We start from the raw sequence: 17,425 nt of genomic DNA, 5'->3' as shown, positions 1-17,425 counted from the left end.
AGGTCGCCCATTCGCTCAGGACTTCACTTGACCCAGGTTGGCCTCACTCAAATCCAGCTCCCCCAACACTTCTCGCAACACGTCATCGCCAATCTGGTGATGACGGCTGAGCTTGTACAACTCCAGGCGCTGCGCTCGCAGCGCCTTCAACCGCAAACGCCGCTCCAGCAAGTCCATCTGAAATGCCAGTGCCTGGGCTTCCGCCGAATCATTGAACACGTCCAGTTGATGGCGATACTCGGACATGATCCGCGCCTTCAGTTCGGCGGCCAACGCGGACTGAGCGGCGTCCTGGGGAGTGGCCTCTTCGGCTTCGAGCGCATGAATCGCCGCTTCTGCGGTTTTTCGCCAGGCTTCACGCACTTCATTGCGCCGCTTGTCGTCAGGGCTTTTTTCGATGCCGCGCAGCAACAGCGGCAAAGCGATGCAGGCGGCTATCAGGGACAGCAGAATCACCCCGGCGGCGATGAAGATCAGCAGATCCCGCTCGGGAAACGCATCACCCCCCATCAGCAGCGGCACCGAGAGCACGCCCGCCAGTGTCACCGCTCCGCGCACGCCGCCGACCGTCAGCAACCAGCAGGAGCGCGCGGTCGGCACTTGAGTCATTTCGCCTTTGCCGCGCAATCGCCGCAGCAGAACCGACAAACGCCAGATGCTCTGCACCCAGACAAAGCGCAACACCAGCAGCACCAGAAAAATCACCACCACGTCGAGGCAGCGGTAAAGCAAGGTCGGCCACAGCGAGGTCTCGTGGCTGGCCACCGCCTTGATGATGTCCGGCAACTGCAAGCCCAGCAGGAGGAAGATCAAGCCGTTGAACGCGAACTCCAGCAACGACCAGACACTGCGGTTGAGCAGCCGGGTACTCGTCTGGCGCGGCAGCAGATCGAGCCAACTCTGCATCATCCCCGCTGCTACCGCCGACAGAATGCCCGAGGCGCCAAGGCGCTCGGCCAGCACGTAGGCGGCAAACGGCAGCAGCAACATGAAAACGACGTGGGTCGCCGGATCATCCCAGCCACGAGCGATCATCCACGACCTCAAACGCCCGACCAGCCAGCTCAGCGCCACGCCCACGGCCAGGCCGCCAACCGCCACCAACACGAACGTCACACTGGCGTTGGCCAGTGAAAACACGCCGGTTACCGCTGCGGCCAACGCAAACTTGAACGTCACCAGGCCCGAGGCATCGTTCATCAGCGCCTCGCCTTGCAGCATGTGCATCAGCGGCGTCGGCAAGCGGTTCTGAGAAATCGCCGAGACCGCTACGGCATCCGTCGGCGACAGCACGGCCGCCAGCGCAAAGGCCACCGGCAGAGGAATGCTCGGCAACAACCAATGAATGAAATAGCCGGCGCCGACCACCGTAAACAACACCAGCCCCACCGCCAGGGTCAGGATCGGCCCGCGCAGGCGCCACAGTTCTCGTTTTGGCATACGCCAGCCGTCGGAGAACAGCAGCGGCGGCAGGAACAGAAAGAGGAACAATTCGGGATCCAGCGCCACATGCAGCCCCAGGGTCGGCCAGGCCAGCACCGCACCCGCGGCAATTTGTACCAATGGCAACGGCAGCGGGATCACCCGTCCGATCAGGCGTGAAACGCCGACCAGCATCAGCAGGATCAGGACGGTGTAGGCGGTTTGCATAAAGCGCGGTTCCCAGGCAATCGACAGCATTGAAGTGCCATATTAGCCGCTTAGACTGCGGGCTGACCGTTGCACCAATGTCGCATGCAATCGCGAACTGCCTGACAACGCCTGTGGGAGCGAACTGGCTCACACAGGGGTTGCGATGACTTAACGACCGTGGCCGACGCGAAACCGTCCGGTCATGGCATAATCCTTCACCTTTTATTTCCAGCACCTGCAAAGGGGGCAATTCCTTGACCGTTTCAAGCAAAACGTTGCACCTTTTCGGCATCAAAGCCTGCGACACCATGAAAAAGGCACGCACCTGGCTCGATGAACACGCTGTCAGCTATGACTTCCATGATTACAAGGCGGCCGGAATCGACCGTGAACACTTGACCCAATGGTGCGACGAGCACGGCTGGCAAGTGGTGTTGAACCGTGCAGGCACGACCTTTCGCAAGCTCGATGACGAACGCAAAGCCGATCTCGACCAAGCGAAAGCAATCGAACTGATGCTCGCACAACCCTCGATGATCAAGCGCCCGGTGCTCGATCTCGGTGACCGAACCCTGATTGGCTTCAAGCCAGATATCTACGCGGCGGCGCTCAAGTAAGCCTGCCCGTTCAATTTTGTTAGAGGTATTTACATGTCCACTACCCTGTTCAGCCTGGCCTTTGGTGTCGGCACTCAAAACCGTCAAGGCGCATGGCTGGAGGTGTTTTACGCACAGCCACTGCTTAACCCGTCGGCCGAACTGGTCGCAGCCATCGCGCCGATTCTGGGCTACACCGAAGGCAATCAGGCCATCGCATTCAGTACCGCTCAGGCCTCGCAACTGGCTGAAGCGCTGAAAGGCGTCGACGCTGCACAAGCCGCACTGTTGACCCGTCTGGCCGAGAGCCACAAGCCGCTGGTCGCGACCATCCTGGCCGAAGACGCTCAACTGACTTCCACGCCTGAGGCTTACCTCAAACTGCACCTGCTGTCCCATCGCCTGGTCAAGCCGCACGGCCTGAATCTGGCGGGCGTGTTCCCGCTGCTGCCGAACGTGGCCTGGACCAGCCAGGGCGCCATCGACCTGGCCGAACTGGCCGAGCACCAACTGGAAGCCCGTCTGCGCGGCGAGTTGCTGGAAGTGTTCTCGGTAGACAAGTTCCCGAAAATGACCGACTACGTGGTGCCGGCCGGTGTGCGTATCGCTGACGCGGCACGTATTCGTCTGGGCGCCTACGTCGGCGAAGGCACCACCGTAATGCACGAAGGTTTCGTCAACTTCAACGCCGGCACCGAAGGCCCGGGCATGATCGAAGGTCGTGTGTCGGCTGGCGTCTTCGTCGGCAAGGGTTCGGACCTGGGTGGCGGTTGCTCGACCATGGGCACCCTGTCGGGCGGCGGCAACATCGTGATCAAGGTCGGCGAAGGCTGCCTGATCGGCGCAAACGCCGGTATCGGCATTCCATTGGGCGATCGCAACACCGTCGAGTCGGGCCTGTACGTGACCGCCGGTACCAAAGTCGCGCTGCTGGACGAAAAAAATCAGCTGGTCAAAGTCGTGAAGGCCCGTGAACTGGCCGGTCAGCCTGACCTGTTGTTCCGCCGCAATTCGGAAACCGGTGCCGTGGAATGCAAAACCCACAAATCGGCGATCGAACTGAACGAAGCGCTGCACGCTCACAACTAAGCAGCGTCACACGATCACCTGTAGGAGCGAAGCTTGCTCGCGAAGGGGCCCTTGAGGCCGCCGAAAGCTTCGCTCCTACAGGTTCGGCGTAGACCCGACCATCAGGTCAGGCGTACACCCGCCCATGTTGACCAGGGCCCGATAGCATGATGATTCCCTCTCCCTGGCGCGCCGACTTCCCGGCCATCGCCGCGCTGCAACGGCAAGACCAGACCTATCTGGACAACGCCGCCACCACGCAAAAACCTCAAGCCCTGCTGGATGCTTTGACGCATTACTACGCCAACGGCGCGGCCAACGTGCATCGGGCGCAACACTTGCCCGGCGCCCATGCCACCCAGGCATTCGAGGCCAGCCGCAGCAAAGTCGCGCAATGGCTGAATGCCGGCGTATGCGGGCAGATCATCTTTACCCACGGCGCGACCTCCGCGCTGAACCTCTTGGCCTATGGCCTTGAGCATTTATTCACTGCGGGCGATGAGATTGTCATCAGCGCCCTGGAGCATCACGCCAACCTGCTGCCGTGGCAGCAACTGGCGCAACGTCGCGACTTGAAACTGGTGATCCTGCCGCTGGACGCTGACGGTTTGATCGACCTCGACGCTGCCGCGCAATTGATCGGTCCACGAACCCGTTTGCTGGCGGTCAGTCAGCTGTCCAACGTGCTCGGTGCCTGGCAGCCGTTGCCCGCCTTGCTGGCGATGGCCCAGGCGCACGACGCGTTAACCGTGGTTGATGGCGCGCAAGGCGTGGTTCATGGTCGCCATGACGTGCAGGCGCTGGGTTGTGATTTCTACATATTTTCCAGCCACAAGCTCTATGGCCCCGACGGTCTGGGCGTGCTGTTCGGACGCCATGAAGCGCTCACGCAGCTGCGCCATTGGCAGTTCGGCGGCGAAATGGTCCTGGATGCCGATTACCACAGCGCACGCTTTCGCCCCGCGCCACTGGGGTTTGAGGCCGGAACGCCGCCGATTTCCAGCGTGATCGGTCTTGGGGCGACGCTGGATTACCTCGCGGGCCTCGATCAGGACGCGGTCTCGGCCCATGAAGCGGCGCTGCATGACTATTTGTTGAAGGGTCTTGAAGCGCGCAATGGCATTCGGCTGCTGGGCAAGCCGAAACTGGCCTTGGCCAGTTTTGTCGTCGAAGGTGTGCATAACTCTGATCTGGCGCACTTGCTGACCGAACAGGGCATCGCCGTGCGCGCCGGTCATCACTGTGCGATGCCGTTGCTAAAAAGCTTCGAACTGGCCGGGGCCATCAGGGTGTCGGTGGCGCTGTACAACGATTCCGAAGACCTGGAGCGGTTCTTTGAAGCGCTGGATCAGGCGCTGGAGTTGTTGCGATGAGCTTGCCGGCCGACGCCGTTATCGCACTTGAAACCTTTCAAAATGCTGCGGGCTGGGAACAGCGGGCGCGGTTGCTGATGCAATGGGGCGATCGACTGCCGGCGTTGAGTGATGTGGATAAAGTCGACGCCAACCGCGTGCATGGCTGTGAAAGCCAGGTGTGGCTGGTGGGTTCGTTGAATGACGGCCATTGGCAGTTTGCAGCGAGCAGTGATGCGCGGTTGATTCGTGGGTTGGTAGCGTTGCTGCTGGCGCGGGTCAATGGGTTGTCGGCGGATGAGTTACGGCAGGTGGATTTGCCTGAGTGGTTCAATCAGTTGGGACTTAGCAGACAGTTATCCCCGTCGCGCAGCAATGGCCTCAATGCCGTGCTTCAGCGGATGAATGAGTTGGCTGGTTAATCGCCATCGCGAGCAGGCTCGCTCCCACCTTGGAATGCGTTCTCCTGTGGGAGCGAGCCTGCTCGCGATGAGGCCATCAGCCACACCACTCAAACCTCAGGCTTGATGCGATCCGCCGGCCGCCGAACACCCGCCACAATCTTATCCACAGCCTTGGTCGCCGCGACCATGCCAAACGTCGCCGTCACCATCATCACCGCACCGAACCCGCCGGCGCAGTCGAGCTTCACGCCATCGCCGACAAAACTCTTCTGCAAACAGATGCTGCCATCCGGTTTCGGGTAGCGCAGTTGTTCGGTGGAAAACACGCATGGCACGCTGTAATGACGGGTCACGGTGCGTGAAAAGCCATAATCCCGGCGCAGCGTCGAGCGCACTTTTGACGCCAGCGGATCATTGAAGGTCCGGTTCAAGTCGCAGACCTGAATCAGCGTCGGGTCGATCTGCCCACCCGCCCCGCCGGTGGTGATGATCTGGATCTTGCGGCGCTTGCACCAGGCGATCAGCGCCGCTTTCGCATTCACGCTGTCGATGCAATCGATCACGCAGTCGATGTTTGGCGTGATGTACTCGGCCATGGTCTCGCGCGTCACGAAATCCGCCACCGCGTGCACCGTGCAGTCCGGGTTGATCCCGCGTAAACGCTCGGCCATCACCTCGACCTTGGGCTTGCCGACGGTGCTGTCTAGCGCGTGCAGCTGACGGTTGGCGTTGCTGACGCAAACGTCATCCAGGTCAAACAGCGAAATCTCGCCCACGCCACACCGTGCGATGGCTTCCGCCGCCCAGGAACCAACGCCACCGACGCCGACGATGGCCACATGGGCTGCGCGCAGACGCTCCAGGCCGTCGATGCCATATAAACGGGCGATGCCTGCAAACCGCGGATCTTCTGTACTCATGACCATTAACCCCAAAAACCGGCGCGCATTATAGGGCTAGACAGCAACAAGATCTAAGTTCCCGCGACAAGTGTAAGAACTTATGCGAAACGGGATTGCCAAACGTAAGGCATTTCCCTGTCAGCTATACGCTCTAGGAATGCCCGGTGTAGGATGCGCGCCCCTTGGCACACGCCGACCGGTCCTTCGTTCCACAGCCTTTGGAACCTGAAATAGCTATGTCATCGCGTAAATTTGGACTCAACCTGGTTGTGGTGCTTGCCATCGCTGCCTTGTTTACCGGCTTCTGGGCGCTGATCAATCGCCCGGTTACCGCTCCCAACTGGCCCGAACAGATCTCCGGCTTTTCGTACTCGCCGTTCCAGCAAGGCCAGTACCCACAAAAAGAGCAGTACCCGACCGACGATGAAATGCGTCGCGACCTGGAGATCATGAGCAAGCTGACGGACAACATCCGCACTTACTCGGTCGATGGCTCCCTGGAAGACATTCCGAAGCTGGCGGAAGAATTCGGTCTGCGGGTCACCCTCGGTATCTGGATCAGCCCGGACGAGGAACGCAACGAGCGTGAGATCCTGCGCGCCATCGAACTCGCCAACACCTCCCGCAGTGTGGTTCGTGTGGTGGTAGGCAACGAGGCGATCTTCCGTAAGGAAATTACCGCCGCGGAACTCAGCATCATTCTGGATCGCGTTCGCGCCGCGGTGAAAGTGCCGGTGACCACGTCCGAGCAATGGCACGTCTGGGAAGAAAACCCGAGCCTGGCCAAGCACGTCGACCTGATCGCTGCCCACGTCCTGCCGTACTGGGAACATGTGCCGATGGAGCAGGCCGGCCAGTTCGTACTCGATCGCGCCCGCGATCTGAAAAAGATGTTCCCGAAAAAGCCGCTGTTACTGTCGGAAGTCGGCTGGCCGAGCAACGGCCGTATGCGCGGTGGCGCCGATGCGTCGCCGGCAGACCAGGCGATTTACCTGCGCACGCTGGTCAACAAGCTCAACCGCCAGGGTTTCAACTACTTCGTGATCGAAGCGTTTGACCAACCGTGGAAGGCCAGCGACGAAGGTTCGGTGGGCGCTTACTGGGGTGTTTTCAACGCCGCGCGCCAGCAGAAATTCAATTTCGAAGGCCCGGTCGTCGCGATCCCGCAATGGCGCGTGCTGGCGGTCGGCTCGGTGGTTCTGGCGCTGCTGTCGCTGACCCTGCTGATGATCGACGGCTCGGCCCTGCGTCAACGCGGCCGTACTTTCCTGACCTTTATCGCTTTCCTCTGCGGATCGGTGCTGGTGTGGATCGGTTACGACTACAGCCTGCAATACAGCACCTGGTTCAGCCTGACGGTCGGAGGCCTACTTGCCCTTGGCGCACTCGGGGTCTTTATTGTGTTGCTGACCGAGGCCCATGAACTGGCCGAAGCGGTCTGGACCCACAAGCGTCGGCGTGAATTCCTGCCGGTGGTCGGCGAATCGGACTACCGACCAAAAGTGTCAATTCATGTCCCTTGCTACAACGAGCCGCCGGAGATGGTCAAACAGACCCTCAACGCCCTGGCCAACCTCGACTATCCGGACTTTGAAGTCCTGATCATCGACAACAACACCAAGGACCCGGCGGTCTGGGAACCGGTGCGCGATTATTGCGAAACCCTCGGCCCGCGCTTCAAGTTCTTCCACGTCGCGCCGCTGGCCGGCTTCAAGGGCGGCGCGCTGAATTACCTGATTCCGCACACCGCCAAGGATGCCGAAGTGATTGCGGTGATCGACTCGGACTACTGCGTCGACCCGAACTGGCTCAAGCACATGGTGCCGCACTTCGCCGACCCGAAAATCGCCGTGGTGCAGTCACCGCAGGATTATCGCGACCAGAACGAAAGCACCTTCAAGAAGCTCTGCTACGCGGAATACAAAGGCTTCTTCCACATCGGCATGGTCACCCGCAACGACCGTGACGCGATCATCCAGCACGGCACCATGACCATGACCCGGCGTTCGGTGCTCGAGGAACTGGGCTGGGCCGACTGGTGCATCTGTGAAGACGCCGAGTTGGGTCTGCGTGTGTTCGAAAAAGGCCTGTCGGCGGCGTATTACCACACCAGCTACGGCAAAGGCCTGATGCCCGATACCTTTATCGACTTCAAGAAACAGCGGTTCCGCTGGGCCTATGGCGCGATTCAGATCATCAAGCGTCACACTACCAGCCTGTTGCGCGGCAAGGGCACCGAACTCACCCGCGGCCAGCGTTATCACTTCATCGCGGGCTGGTTGCCGTGGGTGGCGGACGGCATGAACATCTTCTTTACCGTGGGCGCCTTGTTGTGGTCGGCGGCGATGATCATCGTGCCGCAGCGGGTCGATCCGCCGTTGTTGATTTTCGCGATCCCGCCGCTGGCGCTGTTCGTGTTCAAGGTGGGCAAGATCATCTTCCTCTACCGTCGTGCGGTGGGGGTCAACCTCAAGGATGCGTTCTGCGCGGCGCTGGCCGGGCTGGCGTTGTCGCACACCATCGCCAAAGCGGTGCTGTACGGCTTCTTCACCAGCAGCATTCCGTTTTTCCGCACACCGAAGAACGCCGATAACCACGGCTTCTGGGTGGCGATTTCGGAAGCGCGCGAAGAAGTGTTCATCATGCTGTTGTTATGGGGCGCGGCACTGGGGATTTACCTGGTGAACGGCATGCCGAGCAACGACATGCGCTTCTGGGTGACCATGTTGCTGGTGCAGTCGCTGCCATACCTGGCGGCGCTGATCATGGCGTTCCTGTCTTCGCTGCCGAAACCGGCACCTGAGGCCGAGACGGTACCGGCAGTCTAAATCTGCGCAGATGCACTAAACGGCGGCCAATGGTCGCCGTTTTGCTTTAAGATAACCGCCATTTTGCGGGGCGCTTCCTAATCCCTGTGGCAGCGAGCCTGCTCGCGATAGCGGTGTAACAATCACAGTTTAAGTTGACTGACACACCGTCATCGCCAGCAGGCTGGCTCCCACATTTAGTCCGCGCCCACATTCATGATCTCCGGAGTTTTCCATGACGGCCCACGCCGACCTTTCGCCGACCCTTCAACTCGCCATCGACCTGATCCGCCGTCCGTCCGTGACGCCGGTCGACGCCGATTGCCAGAAGCAGATGATGCAGCGCCTGGGCGATGCCGGTTTTACCCTGGAACCGATGCGCATCGAAGATGTGGATAACTTCTGGGCGACCCACGGTAAACACGACGGCCCGGTGCTGTGCTTCGCCGGTCACACCGACGTGGTGCCGACCGGCCCGGTGACCGCCTGGCAGATCGACCCGTTCAACGCGCTGATCGACGAACACGGCATGCTCTGCGGTCGCGGCGCGGCGGACATGAAAGGCAGCCTCGCCTCCATGACCGTGGCCGCCGAGCGCTTTGTCGCCGACTACCCGGACCACAAGGGCAAGGTCGCTTTCCTGATCACCAGCGACGAAGAAGGCCCGGCGCACCACGGCACCAAGGCTGTGGTTGAACGCCTCGCCGCCCGTAAGGAACGTCTGGACTGGTGCATCGTCGGCGAACCGTCGAGCACCACGCTGGTCGGCGACGTTGTGAAGAACGGCCGTCGCGGCTCCCTTGGCGCCAAGCTGACCGTACGCGGTGTGCAAGGTCACGTGGCGTATCCGCATCTTGCGAAAAACCCGATCCACCTCGCCGCCCCGGCCCTGGCCGAACTGACCGCCGAGCATTGGGACCACGGCAACGATTTCTTCCCACCGACCAGCTTCCAGATCTCCAACGTCAACTCCGGCACCGGCGCGACCAACGTGATTCCGGGCGATCTGGTGGCGGTGTTCAACTTCCGCTTCTCCACCGAATCCACCGTTGAAGGCCTGCAAAAGCGCGTCGCCGACATACTCGACAAACATGGCCTGGACTGGCACATCGACTGGGCGCTGTCCGGCTTGCCGTTCCTCACCGAACCAGGTGCATTGCTGGATGCCGTGGCGTCGAGCATCAAGGACATCACAGGTCGCGAAACCAAAGCCTCCACCAGCGGCGGCACCTCCGACGGACGCTTCATCGCGACCATGGGCACACAAGTGGTTGAACTGGGCCCGGTCAACGCGACAATTCACCAGGTCAACGAGCGTGTACTGGCTGCCGACCTCGACGTGCTGACCGAAATCTACTACCAGACCCTGATCAAGTTGCTCGCCTGATGCTCGCCTGCCCGATCTGCAGCGAACCGCTGAACGCGGTGGACAACGGCGTGGCCTGCCCCGCCGGGCATCGTTTCGACCGTGCGCGGCAGGGTTACCTGAACCTGCTGCCAGTGCAGCACAAAAACAGCCGCGACCCTGGGGATAACCTCGCCATGGTCGAAGCCCGTCGCGACTTTCTGAACGCCGGCCATTACGCGCCGGTGGCCAAGCGCCTGGCGGAACTGGCTGCTGAATATGCACCGCAGCGCTGGCTGGACATCGGGTGTGGCGAGGGTTACTACACCGCGCAAATCGCCGAAGCCCTGCCGAACGCTGACGGTTACGCGCTGGACATCTCCCGGGAAGCAGTCAAACGCGCCTGCAAGCGCAACCCGCAGCTGACCTGGTTGATCGCCAGCATGGCCCGGGTGCCGTTGGCCTCGGGGAGCTGCCAGTTTCTCGCCAGCGTCTTCAGTCCGCTGGATTGGGAAGAGGCCAAGCGCCTGCTCAGCCCTGGTGGCGGTTTGATGAAAGTCGGTCCGACCAGCGGCCATCTGATGGAATTGCGCGAGCGGCTGTACGACGAAGTGCGTGAGTACACCGACGACAAGCATCTGGCACTGGTGCCGGAAGGCATGGCGCTGCAACACAGCGAAACCCTGGAATTCAGACTGACGCTTTCAAAGGGTCAGGATCGCGCCAACCTGCTTGCCATGACGCCACACGGCTGGCGTGCCAGTGCCGAACGCCGAGCGGCGGTCATCGAGCAGGCCGAGCCGTTCGAGGTCACCGTGTCGATGCGCTACGATTATTTCGTACTTCAATAATTTTTGGTTTCGAGCAACAGCTTGAGGCCGGCTAAATCCGCGAATGGATTTTTCAGACCCGCAGTGAGGACATCCATGCGCCAACCCGATATCGAGATTTACCTTAAAGACGCTGACGTCGACTACAAAGCCGTCGCAGACTGGCTTAGCGAGGCGTTGGGCCAGTGCAGTGAATGGGTCAAGAAGGGCCAGACTTACAAGTGCAAGGCCGGCAACGTACCTGTCACCTGGCTGCCAAAAGCGGTCGGCAAATGGAACAGCCTGTTCCTGGACAGCGACCAGACCCCGTGGGAAGACGACATCGCCTGCGCCCGCGCCGCGTTTGCCGCGCTGAACGTTGAAGTGCGTTGCGCACCGGGTACATGGGTCGAGGAAGAAGGTGAAGAAACAGCGGATCGCTGGATGCGCATCAGTGCCGACGGTGAAGAAGAAATCACCTGGAAAACCGCTTAATAACCAGAACACCAAACCTGTGGGAGCGAGCTTGCTCGCGAAGAGACCCTGTCAGCCAACATCGATGTTGAATGTCAGTCCGTCATCGCGAGCAAGCTCGCTCCCACAGTGGTTTTAGGTGAACTGATGGGTGGGTTTACAGGCCCACCACATCCTCAGCCTGCAATCCTTTCTCCCCCGTCACCACGCCGTATTCAACCTGCTGACCTTCAGCCAGCGAACGATGCCCCTCGCCGCGAATCGCGCGGTAATGCACGAACACGTCCACCCCGTCCTCGCGCTGAATAAAGCCGTAGCCCTTGGCGTCGTTGAACCACTTCACATTGCCGGTTTCACGTGTTGCCATCTGTTCATACTCCTTTCTTATTATTGATCGGGCTCTTCGCAGGAAAGCCTCGGGAACATTGCTTTGCACTGAGAGGTGCCACTGTCTGGCCAGTGCGGGCACGCCGAGTATATGTCAGGCGCTAAAACTCTCAACTGGAGTTTACTTACGCGCTTTTTTGCCGATTTTCGACGAATACGGCACACTATCGGCCGCCCGAGCAATTGCTTGGTTTTACTCACTCACGCAGAAGCCGTATGACCCGTTCCCCGTTCCGCCGTCTTGTGTTTGGCACCCTGCGCCGACTGCTCTATCTCTGGGTTCGCTCGGAGACGATTAACCAGTCGTCGTTCACCCTCAACCTCGACCGCAGTCGTCCGGTGTTCTACGTCCTGCAAAACCCTTCGCTGACTGACCTTGCCGTGGTCGACACCGAATGCAGCAAGGCTGGCCTGCCCCGTCCTGTGCTGCCTGTGTCGGTGGGTAATCTGGTGGAGCCCGCTGCGTTTTTCTACCTGACGCCGGAGCCCGACTGGCTCGGCCGTCAGGACAAACGTGGTGCGCCGCCCGCCCTGACCCGCCTGGTCAGCGCCCTGAGCCAGAACGCCGCCGAAGACGCGCAGATCATTCCGGTCAGCGTGTTCTGGGGCCAATCGCCCGATAGCGAATCGAGCCCGTGGAAATTGCTCTTCGCCGACAGTTGGGCAGTGACCGGACGCCTGCGTCGATTGCTGAGCATCATTGTGCTGGGGCGCAAAACCCGCGTGCAGTTCTCGGCGCCGATTCATTTGCGCGAGCTGATCGACCACAACAAAGGCCACGAGCGTACGGTGCGCATGGCCCAGCGGATCCTGCGGGTGCACTTCCGCAACCTGAAAGCCGCAGTGATCGGCCCGGACATCTCCCACCGCCGCAACCTGGTCAAGGGCCTGCTCAACCAGCCGCTGGTCAAGCAAGCGATCCTCGACGAAGCCGAACGTGAAAACATCTCCCCGGAGAAAGCCAAGGCCCAGGCCCTGCGCTATGGCAACGAGATCGCCTCGGACTACACCTACACGGCGATCCGTTTTCTGGAAGTGGTGCTGAGCTGGTTCTGGAACAAGATCTACGACGGGATCAAGGTCAGCCACATCGAAGGCGTGCAGAAGGTCGCCCAGGGCCACGAGGTGATTTACGTGCCGTGCCACCGCAGCCACATCGACTACCTGCTGCTGTCCTACTTGCTGTTCCGTAACGGCCTGACCCCGCCGCACATCGCCGCCGGGATCAACCTCAACATGCCGGTGATCGGTAGCTTGCTGCGTCGTGGCGGCGCGTTCTTCATGCGCCGCACGTTCAAGGGCAATCCGCTGTACACCTCGGTGTTCAACGAATACCTGCACACCCTGTTCACCAAAGGTTTCCCGGTCGAGTACTTCGTCGAGGGCGGCCGCTCGCGCACCGGGCGCATGCTGCAACCGAAAACCGGGATGCTGGCAATTACCCTGCGCAGCTTCCTGCGTTCATCGCGCATGCCCATCGTGTTCATTCCGGTGTACATCGGTTACGAGCGCGTGCTGGAAGGCCGCACCTACCTCGGCGAACTGCGTGGCGCGAGCAAGAAGAAAGAATCAATCTTCGACATCTTCAAAGTCATCGGCGCGCTCAAACAGCGTTTCGGCCAGGTGGCGGTGAACTTCGGCGAACCGATCAAACTCGCGGAATTCCTCGACAACGAACAGCCAGACTGGCGCAAACAGGAACTCGGCCCGCAGTTCAAACCGGCCTGGCTCAACGAAACCACCCACCGTCTCGGCGAGAAAGTCGCGCAGCACCTGAACGAAGCGGCGGCGATCAACCCGGTCAACCTGGTAGCCTTGGCGCTACTGTCCACCACCCGACTGGCTTTGGACGACCGCGCCATGGCGCGGGTGCTTGATTTGTATCTGGCGCTGCTGCGCAAGGTTCCGTACTCGCCGCACACCACGTTGCCGGACGGTGACGGCCGGGTGTTGATCGAGCACGTGAAGGACATGGACCTGCTGTCCGAACAGAGCGATGCACTGGGCAAGATTCTGTATCTGGACGAGCAGAACGCGGTCCTGATGACCTACTACCGCAACAACGTGCTGCACATCTTCGCCCTCCCGGCGCTGCTCGCGAGTTTCTTCCAGAGTGCCTCGCGCATGAGCCGCGAACAGATCCTGCGCTACACCCGCGCGCTGTATCCATACCTGCAATCGGAACTGTTCATTCGCTGGACGCTCGACGAACTGGATGGCGTGATTGATCAATGGCTCGAAGCGTTCGTCGAACAAGGTCTGCTGCGATTCGAGAACGACGTCTACCTGCGCCCGGCCCCAAGTTCGCGGCACTTTGTGTTGCTGACGTTGTTGTCGAAGAGCATCGCCCAGACACTGCAACGCTTCTACATGACCGTGTCCCTGCTGCTCAACAGCGGCCAGAACAGCATCAGCGCCGAAGAGCTTGAAGACCTGTGCACTGTCATGGCCCAGCGCCTGTCGATCCTGCACGGGCTGAATGCCCCGGAGTTCTTCGACAAGAGCCTGTTCCGCCACTTCATCCAGACCCTGCTGGATCTCGACGTACTCAAGCGCGACGAAGCCGGCAAGCTGAGTTATCACGAACTGCTGGGCGAACTGGCAGAAGGCGCGGCCAAACGGGTGTTGCCGGCGGAGATTCGTTTGTCGATCCGTCAGGTGGCGTTGCATCGAAGTGAAGATGCAGCGGACCAGGCTTAGTTGGAGTCGGCGGTAACTTCCTGACAATGACTATAGGAACAAGGATGTTCTTATAATCTGTCAATTATGGATAAATAGAGGCCCATTTAATCCCGATACGGATATCGCGATGAGCCAATCAGATAACACCACCTCCTACATCACCCTGACGTTTAGTTTGCCTGAAGACTTCCTGCCCCCCAGCGATGGCGAAGGTGAAACTTATATAAGCGTTCAAACTGCCAACACTTCTGCCCCCCTCAACGTAGCGCAACTCCGAGAACCGATGCTGCGCAGCGGACGCTGGAACTTTTCGTTTGCACACAACTATTCCGATGTCAGCGTCAAATACCTCGTGACGATCAACATGACCCAAAACGGAGTTCCTTTGCTGATTGATTTGGACTACGTCGTGATTGTCCATCGAGCGCCGCACCGACAGACCCTGCATCTGAGCCCCGTTGGCCGTCTCTACGTCCAGACGCAAAAACCCCGAGCGGTCGAACCCGAACATGCCGTCACCGTTGCGGCCCACGAGCATGACGACACTCACGCCCTCGTCACCCAAATCCATGTCAGCGAAAAAATGGCGGAGGCGTTTTATCTGGAATACGATCCAGCCACTGTCGTTCCCGGCAAGCGCTATACCCTGACCGCCACTGAAAACGAATACCGAAATTCAATAGCGGTCTATCCGGGATCGGTTGTATTGAAACCCTTTAACAAGGCCTGAGAGGCGTTCAACCTGTTTATCTTCATCGTTTCGTTATCTCGCTGCCTATTCGCTCTACAAGTCAGGAAACATCCTACATAGCGTTTGTTGTTCTCGACGATATGCTGACAACTCGTCATTTCCGACGATGCATTTGATAAGGACATCAAAGTGAGCAACGAATACGAAAAAAGCATTAGCGGCATCGTGCACTATCTGCTGAGAACCGAGTTACCACCCGACTCCACACTTCACGTGAGTTTGTTGGATGTCACCTCAGCAGAGCCCCCCGCCAAAGCACTCGCCCAGCAAGTTATTCCTTGCGCAGAAACAACGGGTTTGGACTTTACCTTGCTGTACAAGATGGCCGATGTCCTGCCTGACCATCGCTATGCAATCCGGGCACGGATCGAAACCACCGAACAAGTGATCTTCGCGACCACTGAAGATCACGCCGTGCAGTTGGGTGTCGACCACCTGCGCCCCGAGGATGTTATTGTCCGCAACGTTCGAACAGAACCAGACAGTACCTTCTAAGCCCTGCGCTAGAAAAATCCGTTAAATTGTCGTTGGCGCCGGTCTTCTTCGGGCGCCAAGGACACGGATTCAATTCATGAAAAAACGTTCGCTTCTGGGACTGGCTGCTTTGCTCAGTGCCTGCCAAACCCTGCAACCTGCCGCGAAAACCAGCCTAGATGGCGAAGTCTTCTACCTGCAACGCATCGCCCTGCCGCCGAGCGCCACCTTGAGCGTCAGCCTGCAGGACGTTTCCCTCGCGGATGCGCCCGCCGTTATCCTCGACGAACAGAAAGGCCCGGTCAAAGGCCAGGTGCCGCTGCCGTTTCATCTGAGTTACGATCCGGCCCAGGTCAAACCCGGCCATCGCTATTCCGTCAGCGCGCGCATCGAGGTCGACGGCAAGCTGATGTTCATCACCACCGAACACCACGCCGTACAACTTGATGGCAGCGATCCGCAGCCACTGAAAATCCGCGTCGACGCCGTTCGCTAAACTCCTCTTTCGTACAAGGAAGCCGCCATGTTCCGCCCTACCCTTCGTTTCGCCGGCCTCTGCGCAGGCTTGATGATCTCCGCCAGCGCACTGGCGCTGTCGCTCAATGACCTGTCGCAAAAAGACGCCACCGGTGGCCTCAAGGATGCCCTGACCCAAGGCGCGCAGCTGGCCGTCAAACAACTCGGCACGCCGGGCGGCTTCAGCAACAACCCGGACGTAAAAATCGAACTACCGGGCAAACTGGCTAAAGTTGCCAGCAAAATGAAACAGTTCGGCATGGGCGATCAGGTCACCGAGCTGGAAACCAGCATGAACAAAGCGGCCGAAACCGCCGTGACCCAAGCCCAGCCGATCCTGGTCGATGCCGTGAAGAAGATGAGCGTCGAAGATGCCAAAGGGATTCTCAGCGGCGGTAACGACTCGGCAACCCAGTACCTGAGCAAAACCAGCCGTGAACAGATTCGCCTGAAGTTCCTGCCGATCGTCAAGCAAGCCACCGACCAGGTCGGCCTGGCCAAGCAATACAACACCTTCGCGGGCCAGGCAGCGACCATGGGCGTGCTGGATACCAAGAACGCCAACATCGAAAGCTACGTGACCGAGCAGGCGCTGAACGGTTTGTTCGAGATGATTGGCAAACAGGAAGAAACCATTCGCAAGAACCCTGCGGCGGCGGCGACGAGTCTGGCGAAGAAAGTCTTCGGTACGCTTTAATTCCAGGCAACTGAAACTCGCAAAAAAGCCCACTGGTCTTTACAGGTCAGTGGGCTTTTTCCGTTTGCGCTACTGGTGCGGATCAACCTGATCCAGAACGCGATTTACCGATAACTCCGCCAGCGAAATCATCTGTTGAACCGCCAACATAAGATTGCATGTCGGTCCGCTCAGACCGAAGGCTAACTCACTGGCCATCACATTTGCCGAAGCGAGGGTTTCGCAGGCGTGAGCCAAAAGGGTTTCGGAATCGACGTTGGGGGCGATGACGAAAACCGAGCTAGGACGACGCTCGGCTTTAGCCTTTTTTTCGGGTGGCGGCGCCAAATAGTGATCAAGAGCGCGAATTGCCGCGTCGTGGAGTTTTTTGGAATCGAGAAAGGCGTAAGGGGAAACCGGGTCGGTTTCTACTTCCAGTTTTACTTCCGTGTCTGGAGGATTTGGGCTGTCTTTAATCATCGTGTAGCTCCTGAAGTAGTGGAGCTGTCACCGTTCGCTGCGAAACGAACATAAGGTGGCAGCTGTACGC

General features: G+C 59.6%; 17 protein-coding genes. 13 read left to right on the top strand and 4 right to left on the bottom strand.

The window, feature by feature from the left end; translation table 11 throughout:
* Window positions 1-15: 15 nt before the first annotated feature.
* Window positions 16-1,650, bottom strand: a complete 1,635-nt coding sequence (locus tag ACA075_RS05560) for a Na+/H+ antiporter (protein WP_497297627.1) — start codon at window positions 1,648-1,650, stop codon at window positions 16-18.
* 236 nt (window positions 1,651-1,886) lie between these two features.
* On the opposite strand from ACA075_RS05560, the gene ACA075_RS05555 reads away from it, so the two are divergent.
* From ACA075_RS05555 to ACA075_RS05540, 4 genes are all read left to right on the top strand, one after another.
* Window positions 1,887-2,249, top strand: coding sequence for an ArsC family reductase (locus ACA075_RS05555; RefSeq protein ID WP_497297626.1), 363 nt, complete (start codon window positions 1,887-1,889; stop codon window positions 2,247-2,249).
* 33 nt (window positions 2,250-2,282) lie between these two features.
* Window positions 2,283-3,317: a 2,3,4,5-tetrahydropyridine-2,6-dicarboxylate N-succinyltransferase gene (gene dapD, locus ACA075_RS05550; RefSeq protein ID WP_219096741.1), complete on the top strand. Its 1,035-nt coding sequence runs from the start codon at window positions 2,283-2,285 to the stop codon at window positions 3,315-3,317.
* Between the two features lie 146 nt (window positions 3,318-3,463).
* Window positions 3,464-4,669, top strand: coding sequence for an aminotransferase class V-fold PLP-dependent enzyme (locus ACA075_RS05545; protein WP_497297625.1), 1,206 nt, complete (start codon window positions 3,464-3,466; stop codon window positions 4,667-4,669).
* On the top strand, window positions 4,666-5,070 hold the full coding sequence (locus ACA075_RS05540) for a SufE family protein (RefSeq protein WP_497297624.1): 405 nt from the start codon (window positions 4,666-4,668) through the stop codon (window positions 5,068-5,070). Before ACA075_RS05545 ends, ACA075_RS05540 begins: the two co-directional genes overlap by 4 nt.
* An 89-nt stretch (window positions 5,071-5,159) precedes the next feature.
* On the opposite strand, the gene tcdA is transcribed toward ACA075_RS05540, so the two are convergent.
* The gene (gene tcdA / locus ACA075_RS05535) at window positions 5,160-5,972 is read right to left on the bottom strand and encodes a tRNA cyclic N6-threonylcarbamoyladenosine(37) synthase TcdA (RefSeq protein ID WP_497297623.1); all 813 of its coding nucleotides are present in this window, start codon (window positions 5,970-5,972) and stop codon (window positions 5,160-5,162) included.
* Between the two features lie 218 nt (window positions 5,973-6,190).
* Here tcdA and ACA075_RS05530 point away from each other — a divergent pair, with 218 nt between their 5' ends.
* The 4 genes from ACA075_RS05530 to ACA075_RS05515 all read left to right on the top strand — a co-directional run bounded on the left by ACA075_RS05530 (window position 6,191) and on the right by ACA075_RS05515 (window position 11,410).
* A complete protein-coding gene (locus ACA075_RS05530; RefSeq protein ID WP_497297622.1) occupies window positions 6,191-8,782 on the top strand; it encodes a glycosyltransferase in 2,592 nt (863 codons plus the stop codon).
* A 214-nt stretch (window positions 8,783-8,996) separates the two neighbouring features.
* Window positions 8,997-10,148, top strand: a complete 1,152-nt coding sequence (gene dapE / locus ACA075_RS05525; RefSeq protein WP_497297620.1) for a succinyl-diaminopimelate desuccinylase — start codon at window positions 8,997-8,999, stop codon at window positions 10,146-10,148.
* Entirely contained in the window at window positions 10,148-10,957 is an 810-nt protein-coding gene (locus tag ACA075_RS05520; protein ID WP_497297619.1) for a putative RNA methyltransferase, read from the top strand. Before dapE ends, ACA075_RS05520 begins: the two co-directional genes overlap by 1 nt.
* Before the next feature lie 75 nt (window positions 10,958-11,032).
* Window positions 11,033-11,410 (top strand): hypothetical protein, encoded by a 378-nt coding sequence (locus ACA075_RS05515; RefSeq protein ID WP_128872768.1) that lies wholly within the window; start codon window positions 11,033-11,035, stop codon window positions 11,408-11,410.
* Between the two features lie 136 nt (window positions 11,411-11,546).
* Here the strand turns inward: ACA075_RS05515 and ACA075_RS05510 are convergent, their stop codons facing one another.
* The gene (locus ACA075_RS05510; protein WP_008146705.1) at window positions 11,547-11,756 is read right to left on the bottom strand and encodes a cold-shock protein; all 210 of its coding nucleotides are present in this window, start codon (window positions 11,754-11,756) and stop codon (window positions 11,547-11,549) included.
* Window positions 11,757-11,992: 236 nt separating this feature from the next.
* Here ACA075_RS05510 and plsB point away from each other — a divergent pair, with 236 nt between their 5' ends.
* From plsB to ACA075_RS05485, 5 genes are all read left to right on the top strand, one after another.
* Entirely contained in the window at window positions 11,993-14,476 is a 2,484-nt protein-coding gene (gene plsB, locus ACA075_RS05505; RefSeq protein ID WP_497297618.1) for a glycerol-3-phosphate 1-O-acyltransferase PlsB, read from the top strand.
* 109 nt (window positions 14,477-14,585) lie between these two features.
* Entirely contained in the window at window positions 14,586-15,188 is a 603-nt protein-coding gene (locus ACA075_RS05500) for a hypothetical protein (RefSeq protein ID WP_497297617.1), read from the top strand.
* A 150-nt stretch (window positions 15,189-15,338) separates the two neighbouring features.
* Entirely contained in the window at window positions 15,339-15,704 is a 366-nt protein-coding gene (locus tag ACA075_RS05495; protein WP_497297616.1) for a YbaY family lipoprotein, read from the top strand.
* A 76-nt stretch (window positions 15,705-15,780) separates the two neighbouring features.
* On the top strand, window positions 15,781-16,179 hold the full coding sequence (locus ACA075_RS05490; protein ID WP_497297615.1) for a YbaY family lipoprotein: 399 nt from the start codon (window positions 15,781-15,783) through the stop codon (window positions 16,177-16,179).
* Window positions 16,180-16,206: 27 nt separating this feature from the next.
* Window positions 16,207-16,896 carry a DUF4197 domain-containing protein gene (locus ACA075_RS05485; protein WP_497297614.1) on the top strand — a complete coding sequence of 230 codons (690 nt, stop codon included), beginning with the start codon at window positions 16,207-16,209 and terminating at the stop codon, window positions 16,894-16,896.
* 69 nt (window positions 16,897-16,965) lie between these two features.
* Here the strand turns inward: ACA075_RS05485 and ACA075_RS05480 are convergent, their stop codons facing one another.
* Window positions 16,966-17,355: a DUF6124 family protein gene (locus ACA075_RS05480; protein ID WP_497297613.1), complete on the bottom strand. Its 390-nt coding sequence runs from the start codon at window positions 17,353-17,355 to the stop codon at window positions 16,966-16,968.
* Window positions 17,356-17,425 lie beyond the last annotated feature (70 nt).

The sequence above is a fragment of the Pseudomonas sp. LBUM1663 genome (genome assembly GCF_059695905.1).
This window is presented reverse-complemented; position numbering and strand designations above follow the sequence as displayed.

Excerpts from the sequence above, each read along its gene's own strand:
- ACA075_RS05490 (WP_497297615.1), top strand. The coding sequence starts at position 15,781 with ATGAAAAAACGTTCGCTTCTGGGACTGGCTGCTTTGCTCAGTGCCTGC.
- ACA075_RS05545 (WP_497297625.1), top strand. The coding sequence starts at position 3,464 with ATGATGATTCCCTCTCCCTGGCGCGCCGACTTCCCGGCCATCGCCGCG.
- ACA075_RS05560 (WP_497297627.1), bottom strand. The coding sequence starts at position 1,650 with ATGCAAACCGCCTACACCGTCCTGATCCTGCTGATGCTGGTCGGCGTT.
- ACA075_RS05520 (WP_497297619.1), top strand. The coding sequence starts at position 10,148 with ATGCTCGCCTGCCCGATCTGCAGCGAACCGCTGAACGCGGTGGACAAC.
- ACA075_RS05480 (WP_497297613.1), bottom strand. The coding sequence starts at position 17,355 with ATGATTAAAGACAGCCCAAATCCTCCAGACACGGAAGTAAAACTGGAA.
- ACA075_RS05500 (WP_497297617.1), top strand. The coding sequence starts at position 14,586 with ATGAGCCAATCAGATAACACCACCTCCTACATCACCCTGACGTTTAGT.
- ACA075_RS05530 (WP_497297622.1), top strand. The coding sequence starts at position 6,191 with ATGTCATCGCGTAAATTTGGACTCAACCTGGTTGTGGTGCTTGCCATC.
- ACA075_RS05510 (WP_008146705.1), bottom strand. The coding sequence starts at position 11,756 with ATGGCAACACGTGAAACCGGCAATGTGAAGTGGTTCAACGACGCCAAG.
- dapE (WP_497297620.1), top strand. The coding sequence starts at position 8,997 with ATGACGGCCCACGCCGACCTTTCGCCGACCCTTCAACTCGCCATCGAC.
- dapD (WP_219096741.1), top strand. The coding sequence starts at position 2,283 with ATGTCCACTACCCTGTTCAGCCTGGCCTTTGGTGTCGGCACTCAAAAC.
- tcdA (WP_497297623.1), bottom strand. The coding sequence starts at position 5,972 with ATGAGTACAGAAGATCCGCGGTTTGCAGGCATCGCCCGTTTATATGGC.
- plsB (WP_497297618.1), top strand. The coding sequence starts at position 11,993 with ATGACCCGTTCCCCGTTCCGCCGTCTTGTGTTTGGCACCCTGCGCCGA.
- ACA075_RS05540 (WP_497297624.1), top strand. The coding sequence starts at position 4,666 with ATGAGCTTGCCGGCCGACGCCGTTATCGCACTTGAAACCTTTCAAAAT.
- ACA075_RS05485 (WP_497297614.1), top strand. The coding sequence starts at position 16,207 with ATGTTCCGCCCTACCCTTCGTTTCGCCGGCCTCTGCGCAGGCTTGATG.
- ACA075_RS05515 (WP_128872768.1), top strand. The coding sequence starts at position 11,033 with ATGCGCCAACCCGATATCGAGATTTACCTTAAAGACGCTGACGTCGAC.